The 23392-nt window shown below is 63.9% G+C and carries 22 protein-coding genes; 15 read left to right on the top strand and 7 right to left on the bottom strand.

Features of this window, described 5'->3' with window-relative positions; all coding sequences use genetic code 11:
- Nucleotides 1-166: 166 nt before the first annotated feature.
- The 6 genes from AC1RUR_RS22645 (at nucleotide 167) to AC1RUR_RS22670 (ending at nucleotide 7737) form a co-directional block, all read left to right on the top strand.
- A complete protein-coding gene (locus tag AC1RUR_RS22645) occupies nucleotides 167-973 on the top strand; it encodes an enoyl-CoA hydratase/isomerase family protein (RefSeq protein ID WP_492848014.1) in 807 nt (268 codons plus the stop codon).
- Between the two features lie 43 nt (nucleotides 974-1016).
- Nucleotides 1017-2888 carry an AMP-binding protein gene (locus AC1RUR_RS22650; RefSeq protein ID WP_492848016.1) on the top strand — a complete coding sequence of 624 codons (1872 nt, stop codon included), beginning with the start codon at nucleotides 1017-1019 and terminating at the stop codon, nucleotides 2886-2888.
- Between the two features lie 113 nt (nucleotides 2889-3001).
- Nucleotides 3002-4129, top strand: a complete 1128-nt coding sequence (locus AC1RUR_RS22655; RefSeq protein WP_492848018.1) for an acyl-CoA dehydrogenase family protein — start codon at nucleotides 3002-3004, stop codon at nucleotides 4127-4129.
- Nucleotides 4130-4272: 143 nt separating this feature from the next.
- Nucleotides 4273-5517: an acyl-CoA dehydrogenase gene (locus tag AC1RUR_RS22660; protein WP_492848020.1), complete on the top strand. Its 1245-nt coding sequence runs from the start codon at nucleotides 4273-4275 to the stop codon at nucleotides 5515-5517.
- 136 nt (nucleotides 5518-5653) lie between these two features.
- Nucleotides 5654-6898 carry an acyl-CoA dehydrogenase gene (locus AC1RUR_RS22665; protein WP_492848022.1) on the top strand — a complete coding sequence of 415 codons (1245 nt, stop codon included), beginning with the start codon at nucleotides 5654-5656 and terminating at the stop codon, nucleotides 6896-6898.
- A gap of 140 nt (nucleotides 6899-7038) precedes the next feature.
- Nucleotides 7039-7737, top strand: a complete 699-nt coding sequence (locus AC1RUR_RS22670) for a nitroreductase (protein WP_492848024.1) — start codon at nucleotides 7039-7041, stop codon at nucleotides 7735-7737.
- A gap of 97 nt (nucleotides 7738-7834) precedes the next feature.
- Here the strand turns inward: AC1RUR_RS22670 and AC1RUR_RS22675 are convergent, their stop codons facing one another.
- Complete coding sequence (locus tag AC1RUR_RS22675) at nucleotides 7835-8383, bottom strand: sigma-70 family RNA polymerase sigma factor (protein WP_011090521.1); 549 nt, start codon at nucleotides 8381-8383, stop codon at nucleotides 7835-7837.
- Nucleotides 8383-8616 carry a NepR family anti-sigma factor gene (locus tag AC1RUR_RS22680; RefSeq protein WP_492848026.1) on the bottom strand — a complete coding sequence of 78 codons (234 nt, stop codon included), beginning with the start codon at nucleotides 8614-8616 and terminating at the stop codon, nucleotides 8383-8385. The genes AC1RUR_RS22675 and AC1RUR_RS22680 overlap by 1 nt, the downstream gene beginning before the upstream one ends.
- 233 nt (nucleotides 8617-8849) lie before the next feature.
- Here AC1RUR_RS22680 and AC1RUR_RS22685 point away from each other — a divergent pair, with 233 nt between their 5' ends.
- Nucleotides 8850-9656 carry a response regulator gene (locus AC1RUR_RS22685; RefSeq protein ID WP_492848028.1) on the top strand — a complete coding sequence of 269 codons (807 nt, stop codon included), beginning with the start codon at nucleotides 8850-8852 and terminating at the stop codon, nucleotides 9654-9656.
- 179 nt (nucleotides 9657-9835) lie between these two features.
- On the top strand, nucleotides 9836-10450 hold the full coding sequence (locus tag AC1RUR_RS22690) for a nuclear transport factor 2 family protein (protein ID WP_492848030.1): 615 nt from the start codon (nucleotides 9836-9838) through the stop codon (nucleotides 10448-10450).
- Nucleotides 10451-10499: 49 nt separating this feature from the next.
- On the opposite strand, the gene AC1RUR_RS22695 is transcribed toward AC1RUR_RS22690, so the two are convergent.
- Both AC1RUR_RS22695 and AC1RUR_RS22700 read right to left on the bottom strand, forming a co-directional pair.
- Nucleotides 10500-11657 (bottom strand): DNA/RNA non-specific endonuclease, encoded by a 1158-nt coding sequence (locus tag AC1RUR_RS22695; RefSeq protein WP_492848032.1) that lies wholly within the window; start codon nucleotides 11655-11657, stop codon nucleotides 10500-10502.
- Between the two features lie 37 nt (nucleotides 11658-11694).
- Nucleotides 11695-13113 carry a TIR domain-containing protein gene (locus tag AC1RUR_RS22700; RefSeq protein WP_492848034.1) on the bottom strand — a complete coding sequence of 473 codons (1419 nt, stop codon included), beginning with the start codon at nucleotides 13111-13113 and terminating at the stop codon, nucleotides 11695-11697.
- A 304-nt stretch (nucleotides 13114-13417) separates the two neighbouring features.
- Between AC1RUR_RS22700 and AC1RUR_RS22705 the strand changes: the two genes are divergently transcribed.
- Complete coding sequence (locus tag AC1RUR_RS22705; protein WP_492848036.1) at nucleotides 13418-14605, top strand: patatin-like phospholipase family protein; 1188 nt, start codon at nucleotides 13418-13420, stop codon at nucleotides 14603-14605.
- Nucleotides 14606-14658: 53 nt separating this feature from the next.
- Here AC1RUR_RS22705 and AC1RUR_RS22710 read toward each other — a convergent pair whose 3' ends face one another.
- Complete coding sequence (locus AC1RUR_RS22710; protein WP_492848038.1) at nucleotides 14659-15006, bottom strand: hypothetical protein; 348 nt, start codon at nucleotides 15004-15006, stop codon at nucleotides 14659-14661.
- Nucleotides 15007-15051: 45 nt separating this feature from the next.
- Nucleotides 15052-15282: a hypothetical protein gene (locus AC1RUR_RS22715; RefSeq protein ID WP_492848040.1), complete on the bottom strand. Its 231-nt coding sequence runs from the start codon at nucleotides 15280-15282 to the stop codon at nucleotides 15052-15054.
- Here AC1RUR_RS22715 and AC1RUR_RS22720 point away from each other — a divergent pair.
- The 5 genes from AC1RUR_RS22720 to AC1RUR_RS22740 all read left to right on the top strand — a co-directional run bounded on the left by AC1RUR_RS22720 (nucleotide 15259) and on the right by AC1RUR_RS22740 (nucleotide 20236).
- Nucleotides 15259-16755, top strand: a complete 1497-nt coding sequence (locus AC1RUR_RS22720) for a tetratricopeptide repeat-containing protein (RefSeq protein WP_492848042.1) — start codon at nucleotides 15259-15261, stop codon at nucleotides 16753-16755. The genes AC1RUR_RS22715 and AC1RUR_RS22720 overlap by 24 nt on opposite strands.
- A 324-nt stretch (nucleotides 16756-17079) precedes the next feature.
- Nucleotides 17080-17475 (top strand): hypothetical protein, encoded by a 396-nt coding sequence (locus AC1RUR_RS22725; protein WP_492848044.1) that lies wholly within the window; start codon nucleotides 17080-17082, stop codon nucleotides 17473-17475.
- 132 nt (nucleotides 17476-17607) lie between these two features.
- Complete coding sequence (gene htpG / locus AC1RUR_RS22730) at nucleotides 17608-19482, top strand: molecular chaperone HtpG (RefSeq protein WP_492848046.1); 1875 nt, start codon at nucleotides 17608-17610, stop codon at nucleotides 19480-19482.
- A gap of 175 nt (nucleotides 19483-19657) precedes the next feature.
- Nucleotides 19658-19936, top strand: coding sequence for a DUF3551 domain-containing protein (locus AC1RUR_RS22735; protein ID WP_492848048.1), 279 nt, complete (start codon nucleotides 19658-19660; stop codon nucleotides 19934-19936).
- A 9-nt stretch (nucleotides 19937-19945) separates the two neighbouring features.
- Nucleotides 19946-20236 (top strand): DUF3551 domain-containing protein, encoded by a 291-nt coding sequence (locus AC1RUR_RS22740; RefSeq protein WP_492848050.1) that lies wholly within the window; start codon nucleotides 19946-19948, stop codon nucleotides 20234-20236.
- A gap of 58 nt (nucleotides 20237-20294) precedes the next feature.
- Here AC1RUR_RS22740 and AC1RUR_RS22745 read toward each other — a convergent pair whose 3' ends face one another.
- Nucleotides 20295-21275, bottom strand: coding sequence for a Bug family tripartite tricarboxylate transporter substrate binding protein (locus tag AC1RUR_RS22745; RefSeq protein WP_492848273.1), 981 nt, complete (start codon nucleotides 21273-21275; stop codon nucleotides 20295-20297).
- 232 nt (nucleotides 21276-21507) lie between these two features.
- Here AC1RUR_RS22745 and AC1RUR_RS22750 point away from each other — a divergent pair, with 232 nt between their 5' ends.
- Nucleotides 21508-23322, top strand: coding sequence for a long-chain-acyl-CoA synthetase (locus AC1RUR_RS22750; RefSeq protein WP_492848052.1), 1815 nt, complete (start codon nucleotides 21508-21510; stop codon nucleotides 23320-23322).
- The last annotated feature ends 70 nt before the right edge of the window (nucleotides 23323-23392 follow it).

Below are 23392 nucleotides of genomic sequence, written 5' to 3' on the forward strand. Positions count from 1 at the left end.
CCCCGCGGGGGGGGGGGGGGGATCTCTCCACACGGGCAGTGTCTCAACGTGGAGAGACTGTCACCCCACCCCGTCTCACATTTCGCTTCGCGTAATGTGAGCCGACCCTCCCCCTCCAGGGGAGGGTGGGAGACGGTCTCCGTGTAGCAAGAAAGTGCGAGGCCCCATGTCCCAACCGCTGCTGATCGAGCATAACGACGGCGTCGATCGGGTGACGCTCAATCGTCCCGACAGCCTCAACGCGCTTGATCCCGCGCTGATCGATGCACTCAACGTCTATTTCCAGGGACTGCAACGCAATCGCGACACGCGCGTGGTGGTGCTGAAGGGCACCGGCAAGAATTTTTGCGCGGGCCTCGATCTCAAGGCCGCGATGGCTCGCCGGGCCGGACAGCAGGAGCCGCCCGGCGTCACCGAATCGCTGGACTCGCAGCGGCGCATCGCCGACATCGTGATGCTGATGCGGCGCTGTCCGCAGCCGATCCTGGCGCTGGTGCAAGGCGCGGCGGCCGGCGGCGGCTTTGCGCTGGCGCTCGCCTCCGACATCCGTATCGCCGCGAAGTCGGCGCGGATGAACTGCGCCTTCATCAAGCTCGGCCTTGGCGGCTGCGACATCGGTACCAGCTACTTTCTGCCGCGGCTCGTCGGCGTCTCCGTTGCCTCCGAGCTGATCCTCACGGGGCGCTTCATCGGCGCAGAGCGGGCGCTCGCGGTCGGGCTCGTCTCGGAAGTCGTCGATGAAGACAAGCTCGACGACGCGGCCGAGCCTTACGTCGATGCGATGATCACGGCCTCGCCCGTCGGGCTTCGCCTCTCGAAAGAATGTCTCAACATGAGCGTCGATGCCGGATCGCTGGAAGCAGCGATCGCGATGGAAGACCGCAACCAGGTCCTGTGCAGTCGCTCCGAGGAATTTTCGGAAGGCATCAGGGCCTTCCTTGAGAAGCGAAAGCCTGTCTATATCAGGCGGTGAACGACGAAGATCCGCAAAGGACAGTAATTCCGGGAGACGCAAAATGAGTGGCAGCGCGGCGGCGGTGATGACGAAGCCCGCCTTTCGCAAGGTCGAGTGGCTCAAGCGCGACATCCACGTCGAGCGCCGCGGCGACGGCACGGTGGTGCTGAAGTCGCGCATTCCGCTGCAACCTTACGAGAAGCACATCCCGGCCTCGCTGGCGAAATGGGCGAAGGGAGCACCCGAGCGCATCTGGCTCGCCCAGCGCGGCGGCCCGAACCGCGAATGGCGAAAAGTCTCCTATGGCGAAGCCAAGCGCACCGTGGATGCGCTGACGCAGGCGCTGCTGAATCTTGGGCTCGATGGCCGGCCGGTCGCGATCCTCTCCGGCAATTCGATCGAGCACGCGCTGATGACGCAGGCTGCGATGCAGGCACGCGTTCCGGCGGCTCCCGTGTCGCCGGCCTACTCGTTGATGAGCCACGATCACGTCAAGCTGAAGTACCTCTTCGACCTGATCAAGCCGGCCGTGGTGATGGTGCAGGATGGGCCGACCTTCGAGAAGGCACTCAAAGCGCTCGATCTCACGGGCGTCACCGTGGTTCACGTCGTGCGCCCATGCGATGGCATCAACAGCGTTGGCTTCGCCGAGCTTGCGGTAACGCCGGTGACCAAGGATGTCGAAGCATCGATCGCGAAAATCACGCCGGACACTGTCGGCAAGCTGCTTTTCACGTCCGGCTCGACCGGCATGCCAAAGGCCGTCATCAACACCCAAGCCATGATGTGCGCCAATGCCGCGATGATGATGCAGGTGCGGCCGCGCGATCCGGGCGGCCCGATCTCGACCATGCTGGACTGGATGCCGTGGAACCACACCATGGGCGGCAATGCCGCATTCCATCCCATCCTGGTCGACGGCGGCACGCTCTATATCGACGACGGCCGGCCGATGCCGGGCCAGTTCGAGGAGACGCTGCGCAATTTGCGCGAGATATCGCCGACCTATTACGCCAACGTGCCGGCGGGCTACGCCGCGCTCGCTGCGGCCATGGAGAAGGACGATGCGCTCTGCCGCTCCTTCTTCAAGAACCTGTCGATCATGGCCTATGGCGGCGCGCGGCTGCCGGATGATCTCTACGACCGCATGCAGGCCCTCGCGGTGAAGACCACCGGCGAGCGCATCGTGTTCTACACCGGCTGGGGGTCGACCGAGACCGCGCCGACCTCGACCGGCACCTATTGGGACACCGAGCGCGTCGGCCTGATCGGCCTGCCGTTCCCTGGTGTCGAATTGAAGATGGTGCCGTGCGGCTCGAAATACGAATTGCGTCTGCGCGGCGTCAACGTCACGCCCGGCTATTTCGGCCAGCCGGATCTGACGAGGAAGATGTTCGACGAGGAAGGTTTCTACTGCATCGGCGATGCCGGCGTCTTCGTCGACGATGCAGATCCGGTGAAGGGCATCATCTTTGCCGGGCGCGTCGTCGAGGACTTCAAGCTGACCACCGGGACCTTCGTTCACGTCGGCTCGCTCCGCACCGATGCGATCGCGGCCGCGACGCCTGTCGTGCATGACGCGCTGGTCGCAGGACAGGATCGTGCCTTCATCGGCCTGCTCGCCTGGCCCAATCTGCACGCGTGCCGGCAGCTCGTCGGCAATTCCGATCTGAGTTTCGAGGATGCCGTAAAACACCCCGAGGTGATCGCCTGCTTCAGGCGCGGGCTGGAAGCGCACAACAGGGAGTGCGAAGGCGCCAGCAGCCGCATCATCGCCCGCGCCATGCTGATGGTCGAGCCGCCCTCGATCGACGGCAACGAGCTGACCGACAAGGGCTACATCAACCAGCGCGCCGGCCTGGAGCGCCGCGCCGCGCTGGTGGAGCGGCTTTACGCGGATACGCCGGACCAGGACGTGATCGTGCTGAAATGAACATCGTCGGATGGGTCGAGCGCAGCGAAACCCATCGCTTCAAGTCAGACAATTGATGGGTATCGCTTCACTCCACCCATCCTACAGAACAGCAATAACAGGGGCAGCCCGCCATGAACTTCGATTTCTCCGACGACCAGAAGCAGCTCCGCGATCAGGCGCGCAAATTCCTCACCGAAAAATGCTCGCCGAAGGCGGTGCGCTTCGTGCTCGACGGCAAGGCGCCCTACGACAAGGAACTGTGGAAGGGCCTTGCCGAGATGGGCTTCCTCGGCGTTGCGATCCCGGAGGAGTTCGGCGGCGCGGGCGCCGGCCATCTCGAGCTCTGCGTGATCGCCGAAGAGATGGGCCGGGCGAACGCGCCGGTGCCGTTCTCCTCGACCGTCTATCTTGCCGCCGAAGCGCTGCTGATCGCCGGCAGCGACGCGCAGAAGAAGAGATGGCTGCCGGCGATCGCCTCGGGCGAAGCCATCGGCACGCTGGCGCTGTTCGAGGGCAAGGGCAATCCGTCGCCGAAGAACGTCAGGCTCACGGCTGCGAACGGCGTGCTCAACGGCGTCAAGAAGCCAGTGGCCGATGGCGCGATCGCCGATTTCGCGGTCGTTGCCGCGCGCACGGGATCGGGCGGGCGTGACAGCGACATCTCGCTGTTCCTGGTCGATCTCAAGGGCGGCGGCGTCGAGGTGAAGAGCCTGACCAACCTTGATCCGACCCGTGGCCAGGCCGAGATCACCTTCAGGGACTGCAAGGCCGAGCCGCTGGGAGCTGCCGGCGAAGGCTGGAGCATCCTCACCCAGGTGCTCGACCGCGCCGCTGTGCTCTGCGCTTTCGAGCAGGTCGGCGGCGCCGATCGCGCGCTGGAGATGGGCCGCGACTACGCGCTCGACCGCATCGCCTTCGGCCGCCAGATCGGCTCGTTCCAGGCGGTCAAGCACATGCTTGCCGACATGTATGTCTCGGCGACGCTGGCGCGCTCCAACAGCTATTATGGCGCCTGGGCGCTCTCGACCAACGCATCCGAACTGCCGGAAGCGGCTGCCGCCGCGCGCATCAGCGCGACGCAGGCGTTCCAGCACTGCGCCAAGAACAACATCCAGGTGCATGGCGGCATGGGTTTCACCTGGGAGTTCGACTGCCACATGTACTACCGCCGCGCCAATGCCGCGGCGCTCGGCCTCGGCAGCCTGTCCTATTGGGAAGACCAGTTGATCGACCGCATGCGGAAGAAGAACGCGGCGTAAGCGCGAGATTCGTAGGGTGGGTTAGCCCTGCGGATTGCGCGAAGCGCAAACCGCTTGGCGTAACCCACCGCTTCTGTCGATGAGGAAATCAAAGAGGTGGATTACGCCTTCGGCTAATCCACCCTACGAAGAAGAGATGCGTCATGAATTTCGACGACACCCCGCAGGAAGCCGAATTCCGCGCCATCGCGCGCGCCTGGATCGGCGCCAACGCGCCAAGGCAGTACGAGGACGAGCTGCGCAAATCTTCGCTCGGCCGCACCGTGCTCAAGAACGCCAACATCCTCGAAGTCGCAAAGGCGTGGCAGAAGAAGAAGGCCGATGCCGGCTGGGCCTGCCTGCACTGGCCGAAGGAGTATGGCGGCCGCGGTTCCTCGCCGATCGAGCGCGTGATCTGGCAGCAGGAGGAAGGGCCGTTCGGCCAGCTGTCGCGCATGTTCATCATCGGCCACGGCATGTGCGGGCCGACCATGATGGCGTTCGCGCGGGAAGAGCATAAGCGTGCCTATCTGCCGCCGCTTGCGTCGGGCGAAAAGGTCTGGTGCCAGCTGTTCTCCGAGCCGGCCGGTGGCTCCGACGTCGCGGGCCTGCGGACGCGGGCGGAGAAGGACGGCGATGAGTGGGTCATCAACGGCCAGAAGATCTGGACCTCGGGCGCGCATTATTCCGACTATGGCATCCTCCTGACGCGCACCGATCCGACCGTGCCGAAGCACAAGGGCCTCACCATGTTCTTCCTGGACATGAAGAGCCCGGGCGTCGAGGTGCGGCCGATCAAGCAGGCGAGCGGCGCTTCCGACTTCAACGAGGTCTATTTCACCAACGTGCGTATCCCTGACCATCAACGCCTCGGTGAGGTCGGCGACGGCTGGAACGTCTCGCTGACCACGTTGATGAACGAGCGCAGCGCGATCGGCGCGGCCGTCTCGACCGGCTTCCCGGAGCTGTTCGAATACTGCTCCAGCCTGATGCTCGACGACGGTCCCGCGATCGAGGATCGCGCGGTGCGCTCGAAGCTCGCCAACTGGGCGGTGAAGGCGAGTGGCTTGCGCTACACCAGCATGCGCGCGATCTCGGCGCTGTCGAAGGGCGAGCGGCCGGGGCCGGAGAATTCCATCGGCAAGCTGGTGGCGGGCTCGATGATCCAGGACGTCGCGACCTACGCGCTGGATTTGCAGGGCGCGAGCGGCGTGATCAGCGGCGAGGATGCCGAACTCGCCGGCCGTTTCCAGGCGATGCTGCTGCGTGCGCCGGGTACGCGCGTCGAGGGCGGCACCGACGAGATCATGCGCAACATCATCGCCGAGCGGGTGCTGGGCCTGCCCGGCGATATCAGGGTCGACAAGGACGTGCCGTTCAACAAGATCCCGACCAAGGGAAGAGGTTAGCTGTGTCCCGGACGCGGTGCGGTACGAAGGACTGCTCCGCAGAGCCGGGACCCAGAAAGCCGCAATGGGCCCCTGCTCTGCAGCGCACCGCTTCGCGCTGCGCCGCGTCCGGGGCACGAGAGAGGAGAGTTCGAAGATGAATTTCGACGACACCCCGCAGGAAGCCGCATTCCGCGAGACCGCGCGCAAATGGGTCGAGGCCAACGCGCCGAAGGAATTGCATGCCGAACTGTCGAAATCCTCGCTCGGCCGCATTCGCCTTGCTCACCACGACATCGTCGATGTCGGCAAGGCCTGGCAGAAGAAGAAGTTCGAGGGCAATTGGGCCTGCCTGCACTGGCCCAAGGACTATGGTGGCCGCGGCGCGACGCCGATCGAGCGCGTGATCTGGCAGCAGGAGGAAGGCGTCTACGGCAAGCTGACGCAGCCGTTCCAGATCGGCGAGGGCATGTGCGGCCCGACCGTGATGGCGTGGGGCAGCGAGGACGCCAAGCGCCGCCATCTGCCGAAGCTGGCCTCCGGCGAGGAGATCTGGTGCCAGCTGTTCTCCGAGCCGTCCGCCGGCTCCGACGTTGCGGGCCTGCGCACGCGTGCGGAGAAGAAGGGCGACAATTGGGTCGTCAACGGCCAGAAGATCTGGACCTCCGGCGCGCATTATTCCGACTTCGGCCTTCTGATCGCGCGCACCGATCCTGGTGTGCCCAAGCACAAGGGTCTCACCATGTTCTTCCTGGACATGAAGAGCCCCGGCGTCGAGGTGCGCCCGATCAAACAGGCCAACGGCATGCAGGAGTTCAACGAGGTCTATTTCACCGACGTCGTCATTCCGGACGGCCAGCGGCTCGGCGCCGTCGGCGAAGGCTGGAGCGTCTCGCTGACTACGCTGATGAACGAACGCATGTCGATCGGCTCGCGGCTTGCGACCGGCGTGCCTGAAATGTTCGAGTTCTGCTCCAGTTTGATGCTGGAGGATGGGCTGGCGATCGACGATCCCGCCGTGCGCTCGAAGCTTGCGAGCTGGGCGGTGAAGTCGAGCGGGTTGAAATACACCAGCTACCGCGCGATCTCGTCGCTGTCGAAGGGCGAGCAGCCGGGCCCGGAGAACTCGATCGGCAAGCTGGTGTCGGGCATGATGCTCCAGGACATCGCGACCTACGCCATGGACCTGCAGGGCGCAGCCGGCGTTCTCACAGGCAGCGACGAGGAGACGGTGCAGGGCCAGTTCCAGCAGATGCTGCTGTCCTCACCCTCGATGCGCATCGCCGGCGGCACCGACGAGATCCTGCGCAACATCATCGCGGAGCGCGTGCTGGGATTGCCCGGCGACATCCGCGTCGACAAGGACGTGCCGTATAACAAGATCCCGACCAAGGGACGGTGATGTGGCCTCTCGCTGTATCTCGTAGGGTGGGCAAAGCGAAGCGTGCCCACCATATGCAGATGCGCCGGGGTAAGTCTGTCGGTGGGCACGGCGCGATGCGCCTTTGCTCACCCTACGAAGAGAAAAGCGCGAGCTGATCCATGGACGCACAAGTGAAACAAGACGACCGCATCGGCGTGCTCGAAGAGCTGCTCAACGAGCGCTACTCCGTTCGCGCCTTCCTGCCCAAACAGGTCGACCGTGCCACCATCGAGCACGTGCTGACCACCGCGCAGCGCACCGCGTCCTGGTGCAACAGCCAGCCCTGGCAGGTCATCATCGCCAGTGGCGAGGCCAAGGAGCGCTTCCGCCAGTTGATCTACAAGGAGGCCTCCAGCGGCCTCGGCGACGATTACGATTTCACCCCGCCGCGCGAATATGTCGGCGTCTATCTCGACCGCCGCCGCGAAAGCGGCTTTCAGCTCTACAACACGCTCGGGATTCCCCGCGGCGACAGAAGCGGCTACGCCAAGCAGGCGCTGGAGAACTACAATTTCTTCGGCGCACCGCACGTGGCGATCATCCATACCAACGAGCCGCTCGGCATCTACGGTGCGATCGATTGCGGCGCCTATGTCGGCAATTTCATGCTGGCCGCCCAGGCGCTCGGGCTCGGCACCATTCCGCAGGCGGCGCTGGCGCGCCACTCCGGCCTGATCCGCCGCCACTTCAATTTGCCCGACGACCGCCGCGTCGTCTGCGGCATTTCGTTCGGCTATGCCGACCACGCGCACAAGGTCAACAGCTACCGCACCTCGCGGGCGAGCGTCGCTGACACCGTGACGTTCGTGGACGAGTGATCGAGCGGCGCGCTAACCGATTCTCAGCCGCGCATGAAGACGGCCGCGGAAACGGCCGCCTTCGCGCTTGTCGTCTCGGTCCGATTGACGCCGACTGCTATCCGCCGCTGCCGCCGATCACGGCGCGCACGGTCTCGTCCGGCCCAAAGTCCTCGGCGCCGTCGACATAGAGCAGCGCGGCGAGCTTCGAGCGCGCGCGGTTGACGCGGCTCTTGATCGTGCCGACCGCACAGCCGCAGATCGAGGCTGCGTCCTCATAGGAGAAGCCGGAGGCACCGACCAGGATCAGCGCTTCGCGCTGGTCCTGCGGAAGCTTCTCGAGCGCAGTGCGAAACTCCTCGAACTCGAGATGCGCGTTCTGCGAGGGCTGTGTCTTCAGCGTCTTCGCATAATTGCCCTCGGCATCCTCGACCTCGCGCCGCCGCTTGCGATAGTCGGAGCGGAACAGGTTGCGCAGGATCGTGAACAGCCAGGCCGGCAAGTTGGAGCCGGGCTGGAACGAGTCGATGTTGGCGAGCGCGCGGAGCAACGTCTCCTGCACCAGATCGTCGGCACGGTCGGCGTTGCCGCTGAGCGAGATCGCGAACGCGCGCAGACTTGGCACGGCCGCGAGGATGTCGTTACGCAGGGAGTCCGTGAGAGGCATTAATCCCTCCCATTGTTGTTGTCGTTGGATCCGCCCTCATTTTCCACTTGGGGTGTCGCTCCCGGCGCATCAAGCTTCTTGATCAGATCCGCGAACCGATCCGGAACCCCCTGCCGTACGACGTCGTCGTACATGGCGCGGAGCTGATGCCCGATCCGGGATTGGATCTCCGGAGTGAGCCCTCCCTTGCCGGGGGTCGTGCTTTTGCTGGCTTGAGACTTGAGATCTTTCATGACCTGTTCCACGTTTCCCCGAGTTAAGTGACTGTAAAATCGAGAAGTTTTCTCAACCGGGAGCCGTTCCCTGGATAGGCTCAATTCCAGGTTCGAGAAAAAGTTCCCGCCCTTGCGGAACTTTTCTTGTCCTGAGGCGTAGTCAGCCCCAGCAGGGGAACCCGGGCCTCCCCCGCTGATACCCGTTATCCGAGGTGTCTTTTGAGGTCGGCCCGAAGAAGAATGGAGTGGGGATGTCCCGTTCACAGCTTGTTGCTGAACACTTGCCGTTGTTGCGCCGGTATGCACGCGCCCTGACGGGCAGCCAGGCCTCCGGTGACGCCTATGTCGCAGCCATGTTGGAGGCCATGCTCGGTGATCCCGCCGTGCTCGATGAGAGTCATGGGCCGCGCGCCGGTCTGTTCCGGCTGTTCACCCAGATCTGGAATTCCGTCTCCGTCAACGACGATGCCGAGGTGACGACATTGCCGATGCCGCCCGAGCGGCGCCTGTCGAACATCACGCCGCTGCCGCGGCAAGCCTTCCTGCTGCTCTCGCTCGAGGGATTTTCGGAAGAGGAAGTTGCTTTCGTGCTCGGCACCGATGTTGGCGAGACGCGGCGGCTCGCGGATGCCGCAGGCCGTGAGATGGCGGCGGAGATCGCCACCGACGTCCTGATCATCGAGGACGAGACCTTCATCGCCATGGACCTCGAGAGCCTGGTGAAGAATCTCGGTCACAACGTCGTCGGCGTCGCGCGCACCCATGCCGACGCGGTGGCGCTGGCCAAGAACAGGCGGCCCGGCCTGATCCTCGCCGACATCCAACTCGCCGACGGCTCGTCGGGGCTCGATGCCGTCAACGAGCTGCTGCGGACCTTCGAGGTGCCGGTGGTGTTCATCACCGCCTATCCGGAGCGCTTCCTCACCGGCGAGCGGCCAGAGCCGGCGTTTCTGATCTCGAAGCCGTTCCAGCCGGCGATGGTATCGGCGGTGGCGAGCCAGGCGCTGTTCTTCCAGCGCAACTCGCGCAACCGCACGCCGAAGGCGCCTGCGGCGTAAAGAGGCGCGCTGCGGCCTGACCTTGGTTGACGATGATCTGATCCGGCGCACCGCAAGGTACGCCGGATTTTTCTTGTCGCAATTTCTTCGGGCGCCTTCCCGCGCTTGACGGCCGTCGATTTCGCCGCTCATACCTCTGCGGCGGACCCGCAACCGCGGCCCGTAACCGGAGATGTGCCATGGACCAAGCACTGCTCGATCGCCTCGCCATCCGCGACCTCGTCGAGAACTGGGCGGTGTGGCGCGACGCCGGCGACTGGGAGCGCTTTGCGACCGTCTGGCATGAGGAGGGCTGGATGTCCGCCACCTGGTTTCAGGGACCGGCGCGGGACTTCATCCGCGTCAGCCAGGAGGGCTTTGCCAGGGGCGTTCGCATCCTGCATTTCCTCGGCGGCACCAGCATCGATCTGTCCGGCGAGCGCGCCATCGCCCAGACCAAGATGACGATCTCGCAGCGGGCATCCGTGCACGACGTGCTGTGCGACGTCGTCTGCACCGGGCGCTTCTACGATTTCCTGGAGAAACGACAGGGCCAATGGGGCATCGTCCGCCGCCAGCCGATCTACGAGAAGGACCGGATCGATCCGGTCGACCCCGCCGCGACGCTTCAACTCGATCAAAAGGCGCTCGCCGCACTGCCCGAAGGCTACCGCCACCTTGCCTACATGCAGGAGCTGATTGGTTACAAGGTCAAGCGCGACATGCCGGGCCTCATCGGCGCCGAGGTCGAGAAGCTCTATGGCGAAGGGCGGGACTGGCTGGCGGGAAAGGTCATGCAACGCCTGGAGCGATAGGCGGGCGCTGTCGTACGTGCAGCCAACGGGCGTTCGTTCGCCGGCGAGCTCACAACGCGGCCGCCTTGTGCAGGGACGCTGCGAAACGCAATTGCGCGACCTTTTCCAGATCTGCGAGCGTAATGCGGTAATCGGAGATGTCGATCCTGCGGCCGATGTCTTGCGCCACCATCACCGCCTGGTCCATCAGGTAAGCCGCGACGGCAAGGCGGCCGCGTGGAGCGGCCACCACCGCGACCTTCCAATAGGCCCGCGGCACGCGAAAAGTGTCGCGTGCGATCAGGCCGTGCTCGAACTCGACGTCGCCGCGGAAGGCCTCATCGTCCTCGGAGAAGACCGACCCGCTGAAGCCTGTCAGCCGTCCCTTCGATTGCGCAGTTGCACGCTCCCACTGTTCCAGCGCGTGCCACCAATCCCGATTGAGCCGCTGATGCTGGGGCACGACATTGGGCCAGTAGAACGCCTGTCGTGCCGAGATCGAGGCAGCGCGCGGCTCGCCCCAGCAGCCCGTCGATCGGGCCATCAGGTGGCCACGGTCGTAAGGGCTCTGTCGGAGCAACGGTAAATTCATCTGCAACGATGGGGGAAGCAGCGGGTCGGGCGACCACTTGTCCGCGCCGCGCGGCTCGTCGACGAATTGGCTCCCGTCGCAATTATAGGCCACATAATGCGCGAGGCGGCGCGCCGGATTCATCACGACCGTGAAGTGCAGATAGCGCAACACAGCCACCGCACCATTCACTCCCGGCAGGGAGATCGGGTGCTTCTTGCCGAGAAAGTCCGGATCGAAGCCCGGACGAACCGTATCGATACGTGAGGGCGGGACGAGCCGTGCCAGCCGGCGCAGCAGGGCTTCCACCTCGGCGCGGTCCGTCTCGCCCTTCCAGCGTGAAAGGTCGGTCGCTTGCACGGCGGCGAATTCGGACGGAAATTGGTCTTCGTCGAGGAGAATGGGGACCAGCGCGCCTTTCTTCAGGCCGGCGCGTGCCTCGTGACATACCCATTCGCTGGCGGTTGATGTCTGCGACCACAGCACGACGACGGCGCGGCAATTCGCCAGCTCCACGTCGAGCTCGGGCCGCCACGGCATGCCCGGCTCGATGCCGCGGTCCCACCAGACGGTCCAGCCCTGCTCTTCGAGGAGGTCGACGATCGGACGGGCGCGGGGCCGGTCGACATGGGTATAGCTCAAGAAAATGTCGGCCATGCCGCCTGGTCCTGTCGTGCGTGAAAGCCCTTGCGGCTCAGCCGGCAGCTACCGGACGCAACTGCTCGACCCTTTTTTGAGTTTCGACAAGAAGCTGCTTCATGAATTCCTTGTTTCGCCTCAACCAAGGCTCCAGCGTCTCCCGCACATCGCCCGGCGATCTCTTCTGTATCCCCACCGCCAGTCTCTGCTGGAAGGTTTGCCAGTCCTTGAACATCTCCTTCAGGAGAAGGTCATCGGAAATATTGGTGGCGGTCTTCACGTCGCCAACGGTTTCGAGCTCCCGCATGTTGGCCTGCCGCAAGATCGATTCGAGATTGTCCGTGCATTCGTTGTAGCGTGTCAGAAGGTCATCCCATTGCTCGGCGGAGAAGTCGTCGGCCATGCCCTCGACGGCATTGTACAGCGGCTCGAGAAACGACCATCGGAATCGTCTCGCCAATCTCAGCAGAATCGATAGAAAGACGACGTCCTTCGGTATGTTCTGGGCGACCATCAATCGCGGATCTTCGCTGAACGGCGGCATGGGGACGAAAATGATCACGATCGAAAATGGCGCATTATCGAGATATTCCAGCCGGGCAATAACGGGCTGAAACAGTTTCAGGTCTCGGAATATCGGACTCAATACCTGTTCGCGGCTTCGCCGATGGGCGATAGCCACGTCTGCGAAAGAGTTTGCGACATAATTGGTCAATTCCTCCAGCCACCCGCCGCTGTTGTACCTGTTCTGCATGCGGGACAGGCTTTCCCAGTCGAGCACCGGCGTATCAGGTCCCGACAGCAGCGTGATGGACGCGGCATCCGCCTCCAATTGGGCCCCCTTGAGAAACTCGCGTGCTCGTTGCGAGGGAGGAAGAGTTGCAAGTTCGCTCACTCTTCGCCGAAACGAAACCTCTTCGCTGAGCACGATCCGGAGCCGCAGGCGGAACAGCTCCTCGGGCCGGGTGATCTGCATGAACTGCGCGTGAAGGTCCTTCACCGCCGCCGTAAACTCGCGGGAGTGATTGGCGTTCAATCTCGGCCTTATCGGCGTGTTGCCGAAGGTCGGTCTTACGAACAAATCCTCGAAAAATCGCCGTACCTCGTCTTCGTCAATTCCATAAAACTCGTTTTCCGCCAGCATCGGAAATGAAGGGGAGCTGTCGACGGAGAACCACAGGACCTTCGACGTGACCTTGAGGGCGCGCTTGTACCCGTCGAACTGAGAGATTTCGGACGCGCACCATGTCCAGTTATGCTCGGCGTTGGTATGGACGAAGATCAGGCAGTCGGCCTTTGCCGTGTTGTCGATCATCCATTTGCGCCATTCGGAGCCCCCGGGAATATCCTCGCAGACCATGCACTCGATCGGATCGAGGGCGTCGAGGCTGCTCAGATATTCGAGCCGCGCCTTCAAGAGACGCGCGAGAAACCTGTCTTCAGTCCGATGACTGATGAAAACCGAAAAAGGCATGTCAAGAAACTCAATCGTCTCGGCTCGGATCGACCACGCGGCTGGGTTGCGTGTGCACCGCCACCGCCGCGATTGGACGCCTCACCTGGGGAAACCGAGCAGATGCCTTGGTCCCGGAGCCACGTCTAATGGACGATGGCGAAGGAGGTCTGGCCTTCTCGGCCGGCAATCGTCAGCACTATACTTTAGGGTGTACATCATGCAAGATGGTTGTCACGACGCTACGGATTTCGAAGCCCCGGCCCGATTTGATGCCGCGGCCATGCCGGAGCCGTCGCATATGAAAACATTTTGAGCTGTCGCATTGCTGCAGCCGGCATCGCCGGTAGCACTTACCATCTGGGAGAGTTTGATGCCCAAGACCAAGCAACAACATCTGGACGGGACGAACGGACCAAAGCGGATACTGGCCCTCGATGGCGGCGGAATCCGCGGCATTCTCACCCTCGAATATCTCGAAGTCATGGAGAGCGAGCTCAGGAAGCGATTCAACAACCCGAACTTCCTGCTCTGCGATTATTTCGATCTCATCGGCGGGACATCGACCGGGTCGATCATCGCGGCCGGCCTGGCTTGTGGATTGACGGTCAAGGAGCTCAAGAAGCTCTATACCGGGATCGGGACGGATGTTTTCCGGGCCGAGTTCTGGAGACTCGGGTTGTTGGCGCCGAAGTTCAAATCCGGACCGCTCCAGGAAGCGCTCGACGCGCAGCTCGGGGCAGATACGACGCTCGACAGCGACCGTATCCGCACCGGCTTGATGATCATGACGAAGCGGCTCGACACGGGCAGTCCGTGGCCGCTGCACAATCATCCCGCCGCTCGATATGCCGGGCAGGACGGCAAGTTGCATTTGACCAAGGTGGTCCGGGCGAGCACGGCAGCACCGACCTATTTCGAGCCCCAGGAGATCGACATCTCCTCGCGGGATGGAAACGTCGTCGCCGGCGCGTTCGTCGACGGCGGCGTGAGCCCTTTCAACGACCCGTCCCTGCAACTCCTGATGCTGGCGGCGCTCGACGGCCATGGTTTCCACTGGCCGACCGGCAGAGACAAGCTGTTGCTGATCTCGGTCGGCACAGGCGTGTTCAAGAAGACCTACACGGCGAAACAGATCACGGGTATGGCTGCGGCCGAGCAGGGTCTGCGATCGCTGCAATCCCTCATGGATGATTGCGGACGCGTCAATCAGGCAATGCTGCAGTGGCTGACGAACTGCCTGACACCGTGGGCGATTGACCGCGCTGTGGGGGACATGAAGCTGGACAGCCAGAGCGGCCCGCAACTCGCCACCTATGCGCGCTATAACGTGCTGCTGGAGCCCGGCTGGCTGAAAACCACGGTCAAGCTCGACCTGGCGCCGGAAGCTGTCGCGAAGATTGCGGCGATGGACGACCCCAACAATATCAAGGACCTTGCCGACATCGGACGGCTTGCCGCGAAGGAGCAGCTCAAGCCGGAACACTTCCCGTCCTGCTTCGATGTGGGGTGATCCAGCGGCGGCAGGTGCCCGCTCGCAAGTCTTTTGATGCCGGTCGGAGGATTTCAGTCATGGATGTCACGCGCGCTTTCATCGTTCGTCCCTTCGGCACGCAGGACGGCATCGATTTCGACCGGGTGGAAGAGAAGCTGATCGCGCCGGCGCTCAAGCAGGCCGGGATCGAGGGCCGCACCACCCTCGAGATCACGCGACAGGGCAATATCCGCGAGGATATGTTCCGCCTGCTGGTGCTCTCCGATCTCGTGATCGCCGACGTCTCCATCCACAACGCCAATGTCTTCTACGAGCTCGGGATCCGGCATGGCTTGCGCGATCGGCACACCCTGCTGATCCGCGCCGAGGGGACGAAGGACAAATATCCCTTCGATCTTCAGACCGACCGATATGGTCAATATGACCCGGCGGACCCTGCCGCTGCGTTTCCCGGCTTTCTCGAGTCACTCAAGTCGACGCTTGCCGACACCAAGAAGGACAGTCCGGTCTTTCAGTTGCTGCCTCGTTTGACGCCACACGACCGCGCTGCGCTCATGGTCGTCCCGTTCGATTTCCAGGAAGAGGTCGGGATCGCGCAAAAGGCGGGGCGCGCCGGCGACCTGCGTCTGCTCGCCCAGGAGGTTCGCGGCTTCGAGTGGGGCAGTGCGGGATTGCGGATCGTCGGCGACGCGCAATTCCGGATCAAGGCCTTTGCCGGTGCCAAGGAGACCTTCGAGCTGCTTCGGCGCCTGGACAGCAACGATTTTCAGGCCAACTACCGCCTGGGCACGATCTATCAGAAGCTGGCGGCAACGGCTCTCGGCCCCGATGCGAAGCTCGACCGCATTACACTTTCGGAACAAGCCATCAACCGGGTGCTCGCCCGCACGATGCCGCCGAATGATCGCGACGAAACGCCCAAGGAGTCGGCGGAGCGGCGGTCTCACCGTGCCGAAGGACATTCGCTGCTGGGCAGCAACGCCAAGACGCGTTGGATCGACGACTGGAAAGCCGCGGCGGATGCCGCGGATCCGGACGCGCAGCGCCACACCGCGCTCCGCTCGCCACATCTTGCGTCCTCCATCCAGCACTATCTCGATGGCTTCGCCGAAGACCTGGGCAGCTTCTATTCCGGGATCAATGCGCTTGCGATGCTGACGATCCAGATCAATCTCGCGAAGGCATTCCCCGACATCTGGGCTGAAAGTTTCGATGATGGGGACGCGGCGGTCGCCGATCTCAAGACGCGCGAACGCCGCGCTGGTCGTCTCGCCGCGGCATTGCAGCTCGTGGTCGGAAACGACGACAAGGTGATACGGGAAGGCGAGAAGTTCGACATCTGGAAGGAAATCAGCCGCGCGGACCTGTCGTTCCTCACCGCCGACAGGCCGCCGCAAGTCGGGACGGCCTATCGAAAGAGCCTGGCCAATGCGGGCCCGTTCGAAATAGACGCGGCGCGACGTAATCTGGTGCTGTTTCGTGAGCTCGGGGTGCTGTCCGCAAACGTCGAAGCCGCGCTGAGGGAGATGAACCAGGCTGCCCCGGACAAGCCCGCGGCGCTGCCGGTGCGGGTCATCCTGTTCACGGGCCACATGCTGGATGCGCCCGGCCGGGACAAGGACAATGCGCGCTTCCCCAACACGCCGGAGGCTGTGGCTGCGGCGCGCAAGATGATCGAAACGGCGGTCAAGGAGGAAATGAGCGCGGATGGTGGCGTTGCGTTCGGCATCGCAGGTGGTGCTTGCGGCAGCGACATTCTGTTTCACGAGGTCTGCAACGCGCTCAACATCCCGACGCAGCTCCTGCTGGCATTGCCGGAGGCTCAGTTCCAGGCCGAGTCGGTCAATCGCGGAGGCGTGGATTGGGTGATGCGATACCAGCAACTTTGCCAGCGCGTGACGCCGCGTGTGCTTGCCGAGTCCAAGGATCTGCCGCGCTGGCTCTCGGGCAAGAAGGATTACGATATCTGGCAGCGGAATAATCTTTGGATGATGTTCAACGCGCTTGCCACGCAGGCGCGTAACCTCACGCTGATTGCGCTCTACAACCGCGACCGGGACCCTGATGGTCCCGGGGGCACGGTGCACCTCGTGGAGGTCGCGGCGGACTGGGGGTTCAAGACGGTGGAACTCGACGCGCGGCAACTGCTCAAGGCCGGCGGTTCGTAAGTTAGAGCCAGGCAACGAGTTCCATACCGGTCGAGGATATCAGGCGGATGGCCTCGGTAACCCCCAGGCAAAAGCTCGGTAACCCCCAGACAAAAGTAAGGCGCGACTGGCATCACCACAGTCGCGCCCTACGTCGCCGGCTTATGGGGCAGGGGGGAATAGCCGGCTGTTGAGATGACTCCCGGGCCCGGGAGTCGTTCCCCGACTCCAGAAATATTTTTCGCGACCTTTTCGCACACGGTTAAGTGATCGTGATGGCCGAGAACTCCCGATCCTTGGTCCGCGTTGTTCCCGCGATCGCCATGGGGCGAGGGACCGACAGCCATGTCACAGATTCACAAAGCATTTTTGGGCGCCGTTGCCATCACATTCGCGCTCGGCGCGGCGCAACTGGCCTCCGGCCACGATCTGGCCGACCGCTGGCAGGCGGCTTCGGACAAGCCGGGCCACAACGTCAATCGCACCGGCAAGGCCGACCGGCTCGCCGACATCAAGCCGGGGGTTCCCACCCGCACCGTGTCGATGCGGCTGAACGACCTGACCGATACGTCGGTGCTGCTGCGGGTTCCCGCGGTGATCGAGACCGGCAATGCCAAGCCGCCGGCGCCGGTCCAGAATCAGAAGCAGGGCCGTAACAAGCCGACGATCGCCTGCGAGCCCATGGTCAGCTCCCTGACCGAGGTCGCCAAGCTGCTCCAGCCGGGCCGCTGCGTGACCTGATCGCTCCGGTCCAAGGGCCAGCAAGGGACAGGCTGCCTCTGCCGCAGGCAGGGACGGCTGCTCACGTCCTCTTGATCCGCTCTCTCATCGCGTTATATCCCGGTTTTCCCCTTTGATTGACCGGGTAAACGCATGACGACGTCAGATACGGCTGTGCATACGCAGCCCTTCCAGGCCGAGGTTTCCGAGCTTCTGCACCTCATGGTGCACTCCGTCTATTCGGAGACCGATATCTTCCTGCGCGAGCTCGTCTCCAACGCCTCGGACGCCTGCGACAAGTTGCGCTACGAGGCGATCGCCAGTCCCGCGCTGCTGGGCGAGGGCGACGCCCTCAAGATCCGCATCATCCCGAACAAGACGGCCGGAACGCTCGTGATCGCCGATAACGGCATCGGCATGGAGCGGCAGGAGCTGATCGACCATCTCGGCACCATCGCCCGCTCCGGCACCAAGGCCTTCGTGTCGAAGCTGAAGGAGGCCAAGGACGGTCTCGGCCTGATCGGCCAGTTCGGTGTCGGCTTCTATTCCGCCTTCATGGTCGCCGACAAGATCGTTGTCGTCAGCCGCCGCGCCGGGGAGAGCGACGTTTGGAGCTGGACGTCGTCCGGCGGTTCCGGCTTCGAGATCGCGCGCGCCAGCGACGAGGAGGCGGGCCGCGTGGCGCGCGGCACCGAGATCGTCCTGCACCTGAAGGACGACGCGAAGAAATATCTCGAGACCTACGAGATCGAGCGCATCATCAGTGCCTATTCCGACAACATCCTGTTTCCCATCGAGCTCGTGCCGGAAGAGGGCGACCCGCGCCAGATCAATTCGGCGAGCGCGCTGTGGCAGCGCTCGAAATCCGAGCTTTCGGCAGAAGACTACAAGAAGGCCTATCAGCAGATCGGCTCCGCCTTCGACGATCCCGCGATGACGCTGCATTATCGCGCGGAGGGCCGTTACTCCTACGCCGTGCTGCTGTTTGCGCCCTCGACCAAGCCGTTCGACCTGTTCGAGCCGAATCGCAAGGGCCGGGTGAAGCTCTACGTCCGCCGGGTCTTCATCACCGACGATGCCGACCTCTTGCCGGGTTATTTGCGCTTCATCCGCGGCGTGGTCGACAGCGAGGATCTTCCGCTCAACATCTCGCGCGAGATGCTGCAGAACAATCCGCAGCTGGCCCAGATCCGCAAGGCCGTGGCCACCCGCGTCGTGTCCGAGCTCGAAAGCCTCGCCGAGAAGGACGCCGAGAACTTTGCCAAGATCTGGGACGCCTTCGGCGCGGTGCTGAAGGAAGGCATCTACGAGGATTTCGAGCGTCGCGAAAAGCTGCTCGCACTGTCGCGCTTCACCACGACGTCGGGCGAGAAGCGTTCGCTGAAGCAGATCGTCGCCGATTTCAAGCCGAACCAGACCGAGTTCTATTATCTCGTCGGCGACAGCATCGAACGGCTGAAGTCCAACCCGCGGCTCGAGGCCGCGACCGCGCGCGGCATCGAGGTGCTGCTGCTGTCCGATCCCGTCGATGCCTTCTGGACTTCGATGCCGACGGAGTTCGAGGGCAAGCCGCTGAAGTCGCTGAGCCAGGGCGACCTCAATCTCGATCTGATCCCGCGCGTCGACGACAAGGACGAGGCGAAGAAGGACGAGCCGGAGGCGGACGAGGCGGCGACCATCGCGGTGATCAAGGCTGCGCTCGGCGAGCGCGTCAGCGACGTCAAGGCGTCCACGCGCCTCACCAGCTCGGCCTCCTGCCTCGTTGCCGACAGCCAGGGCCCCAGCCGCGAGCTCGAGCGCATCCTGGCGCAACAGAACCGCGGCATGCGCACCAAGCCGGTGCTCGAGATCAATCTGCGCCATCCGATGGTGGGAGCCATCACCAAGGCCCAGGCCGGCTCCAAGGTGGTCGATGATCTCAGCCTGCTGCTGCTCGAGCAGGCGCAGATCCTGGACGGCGAGTTGCCGGAAGATCCGGCGGCGTTTGCAGCGCGGCTGAACCGGCTGGTGCTGCAGGGACTGGGCTAACGCGGCTTCTTTGGGCGTCATGGCCGTCAAGTCCGGCCATGACGCGTGCGTTGCGACAGCTCACCTCACCTTGCCGTCATCTGTCCCTGGGAACAGTCGCCTCCGGCGTGGTGTTATGCCATAGGAGGCCGTCGGCATCAGATTCGCCGACGCCATCGATTCGAGGATTAAGTCCATGCGTTTGCCGATCATGACCCTCACCGCGATTGCCTCGCTGTTCGTCGCGGCAGATGCCAGCGCCCAGACCTATGATCCGCGCTATCCGGTGTGCATGCACGTCTACATGCCCGGCGGCTTCGGTGGTGGCGGCGGAGACTATTTCGACTGCTCCTTCACGTCGTTGCCGCAGTGCCGCGCGACGGCGTCGGGCCGCTCCGCGAGCTGCGACCTCAATCCCTATTACGCCTTCGACCAGCCGCCGCCCCCGCGCAAGCGTCACAAGAAACAGAATTAACGGTCTGAGATGCGGTTTCTGCAGATATTCACTTCGCACCGCTGCCTCGGCCTTGTCGTGACCGCCGGCGCATTGTTCGCGGCGCTGCCGTCGCATGCCCAGACCTTCGATCCTCGCTATCCGATCTGCATGCACGTCTATTCCGGCGCGAACGGCGGTGGCGGGGAGTGGTACGACTGCTCCTTCACCTCGCTGCCGCAGTGCCGCGCCACCGCTTCCGGCCGCTCCGCGACCTGCGATCTCAATCCGTATTACCCGGTCACTCCGCCGCCGCCTCAGCGCCACAGGAGAAGTGGCTAGCGCCGGATGATTGCCGCTACGAGTGTCGGCGCGCTTCGCGACCGGAGTGCTCGCATGGCTATTCCTTCCTGATCCCCGACAACTCGACCACCTTGCGCCAGCGCTCGGTCTCTGCCGTCAGCATGCCGCCGAACGCGCCGGCATTGCCGTGCAGCGGGATCGCGCCGAGCTCGGCGATGCGGGCCTTGATCGCGCCGTCGGAGAGCGCGGTGTCGATCTCGCGATTGAGGAGATCGACGATCTCGGGCGGCGTGTCGTGCGGGGCGCCGACGCCGTAGAACGAACTGGTCTCGTAGCCGGGCAGTGTGTCGGCGATCGGCGGCACGTCCGGAAATATCTCCGAGCGCTCGCGCGTGGTGACGCCGAGCGCGCGCAGCTTGCCGGCGCGCACCAGCTCGAAGGACGAGGTGACGTTGTCGAACATGCCCTGGATCTGGCCGCTCATCACGTCGGTCAGGCCCGGTGCCGAGCCGCGATAGGGCACGTGGGTGAACTGCACGCCGGCCAGCGCCTTGAACAACTCGCCGGACAGGTGCAGCGAGGTGCCGATGCCGGAGGAGGCGATCGACATCTTGCCGGGATTGGCCCTGGCATAGGAGATGAAGTCGGCGACGGTCTTCACCGGCAGGTCGTTGTTGACGACCAGCACCAGCGGAATCCGCGCCACGCCCGCGACCGGCGCGATGCCCTTGGCGAAATCATACGGCAGTGCCGGATCGAACGAAGCGTTGATCGCGTTCGCGGTCGAGGTCAGCAGCAGCGTGTAGCCGTCGGGTGCGGACGCAATCACGGCCTGTGTCCCGATATTGCTGCCGGCGCCCGGTTTGTTCTCGACGATGAAAGTCTGCCCGAGCCGGTCGGACAGGCGCTGGCAGAGCAACCGCGACAGCACGTCGGTGGCGCCGCCCGGAGCATAGGGCACCACCCATTTCACGCTGCGCGACGGATAGGAGGGATTGCCGATGGCAAACGCACGCGGCGCGGCCAGCGCGGAGGCGGCACAGGCGGCGGTCTGAAGGAAATGGCGCTTGGTGATCATCGTCTTCATCCCCACTCTCGCCGGCTCCTCGCACAGGGGGAGGGGCAGCAAGCCCGCTCGGCGTCGTCGACTTGCTATCGCAAGAATTGCGCTGCCGCGCACGCCGATCCCGTCGGCTTGGTAAAGGATGACTAGAGTTAATCGTGCACTAACCGGCTTTTACCTTGTCTCTTAACACCTGGGCAGGACGCGCGGATTAAGCTGCCGGAACCTGCAGACACGTTCCGAAAGCATGAACGGCATGACCACCGGCGTCATCGAGCAACCGAAGGCCGCGCGCGCGCCTTCGGCGTCAAAGATCTGGCTGAAAGCCATCGAGCTCACCGCGCGGATCGAGACGCTGCCGGGCCGCCTGTTCGCCGACGTCGTCGACGATTGGGCGCAGCGCCAGCCCGATCGCGTCGCGCTTGTTACAGATGACGCAACGCTGGACTACGAAGGTTTGTCGAAACGCATCAATCGCTATGCGCGGTGGGCGCGCTCGGTCGGCGTCGCCAAGGGCGACACTGTCGGCCTGGTCATGCCGAACGGCATCGACTATCTCGCCGCGTGGCTCGGCATCAGCCGCGTCGGCGGGGTGGTCGCGTTGGTCAACACGAAGCTTGTCGGGCAATCGCTCGCGCATTGCCTCGATGTCGCCAGGCCCCTGCACATCATCGTCGCGCACGATCTGGTGGAAACGCTGGAAGGCGCGAAGCCGCATCTGAAGACGGATGCCACGATCTGGATCCATGGCGATGCCCGCAGCGAACGCGCCATCGACGTCGCGCTTGCCGCCCTCCACGACGGCCCGCTTTCGCCCGAAGAGCACGGCGACGTCACCATCGATGATCGCGCGCTGCTGATCTATACGTCCGGTACGACAGGCCTGCCCAAGGCCGCCAGCATCAGCCATCGCCGCATCCTCAACTGGGGCTTCTGGTTCGCCGGCCTCACCGGCGCTGGCCCACAGGACCGGCTCTACGATTGCCTGCCGCTGTTCCACTCGGTCGGCGGCATCGTCGCGCCGTGCAGCATGCTGGCCGCCGGCGGCTCGGTGGTCATCGCCGAAAAATTCTCGGCGTCGAATTTCTGGCCCGACATCGTGCGGCACGACTGCACGCTGTTCCAGTATATCGGCGAGCTCTGCCGCTATCTGCTCAAGGCGCCGCCGTCGGAATACGAGAACCGCCATCGCCTGCGGCTCGTCTGCGGCAACGGCCTGCGCGGCGACATCTGGGAAGATTTTCAGACCCGCTTCGCCATTCCCCGCATCCTCGAATTCTATGCGGCGACCGAAGGCAATTTCTCCCTGTTCAACGTCGAGGGTCAGGTGGGTGCGATCGGCCGAATCCCGCCGCTGCTCGCGCATCGTTTCCCTGCGAGCCTCGTCAAGCTCGATCCCGATAGCGGTGCGCCGCTGCGCAACGAAGCGGGCCTGTGCATTGCCTGCGCCCGTGGCGAGGCGGGCGAAGCCATCGGCCGCATCGGCACGGCCGACCAGGGCGGCGGCCGCTTCGAGGGCTACACCGATGCCGGCGAGACCGAGAAGAAGATCCTGCGCGATGTCTTCGCCAAGGGCGACGCCTGGTTCCGCACCGGCGACCTGATGCGGCTCGACGACAAGGGCTTCTTTCATTTCGTCGACCGCATCGGCGACACCTTTCGCTGGAAGGGCGAGAACGTCGCGACCTCGGAGGTCAACGACGCCGTGCGCGATTTTACCGGCGTCGTCGACGCCACCACCTACGGCGTCAGCATCCCCGGCACCGATGGCCGCGCCGGCATGAGTGCGATCGTCGTGAACGAGGGTTTTGACGTCGCGGCATTGCCCGCGCATCTCGCACGGCGCCTGCCGGCTTACGCCCGCCCGGTCTTCATCCGCATCTCGCGCGAGCTCGATGCGACCGAGACGTTCAAGCAGAAGAAGGGCGATCGCGCGCGCGAGGGCTTCGATCCCGGTGCGATCAGCGATCCGCTGTTCATGCTGGAGCCGAAATCCGGCGGCTATGTTGCGCTCGATTCCGGCGCATATGCGCAGATCGTGGACGGTACGATCCGGCTGTAGCCGAACCAAAATCGCGAGATAGGTCCAATTTTATCTGAATTGTCCAAGAAGCCATTTACTTCTGTCGGGT

The sequence above is a fragment of the Bradyrhizobium sp. GW821-FHT12B03 genome (assembly GCF_058807535.1).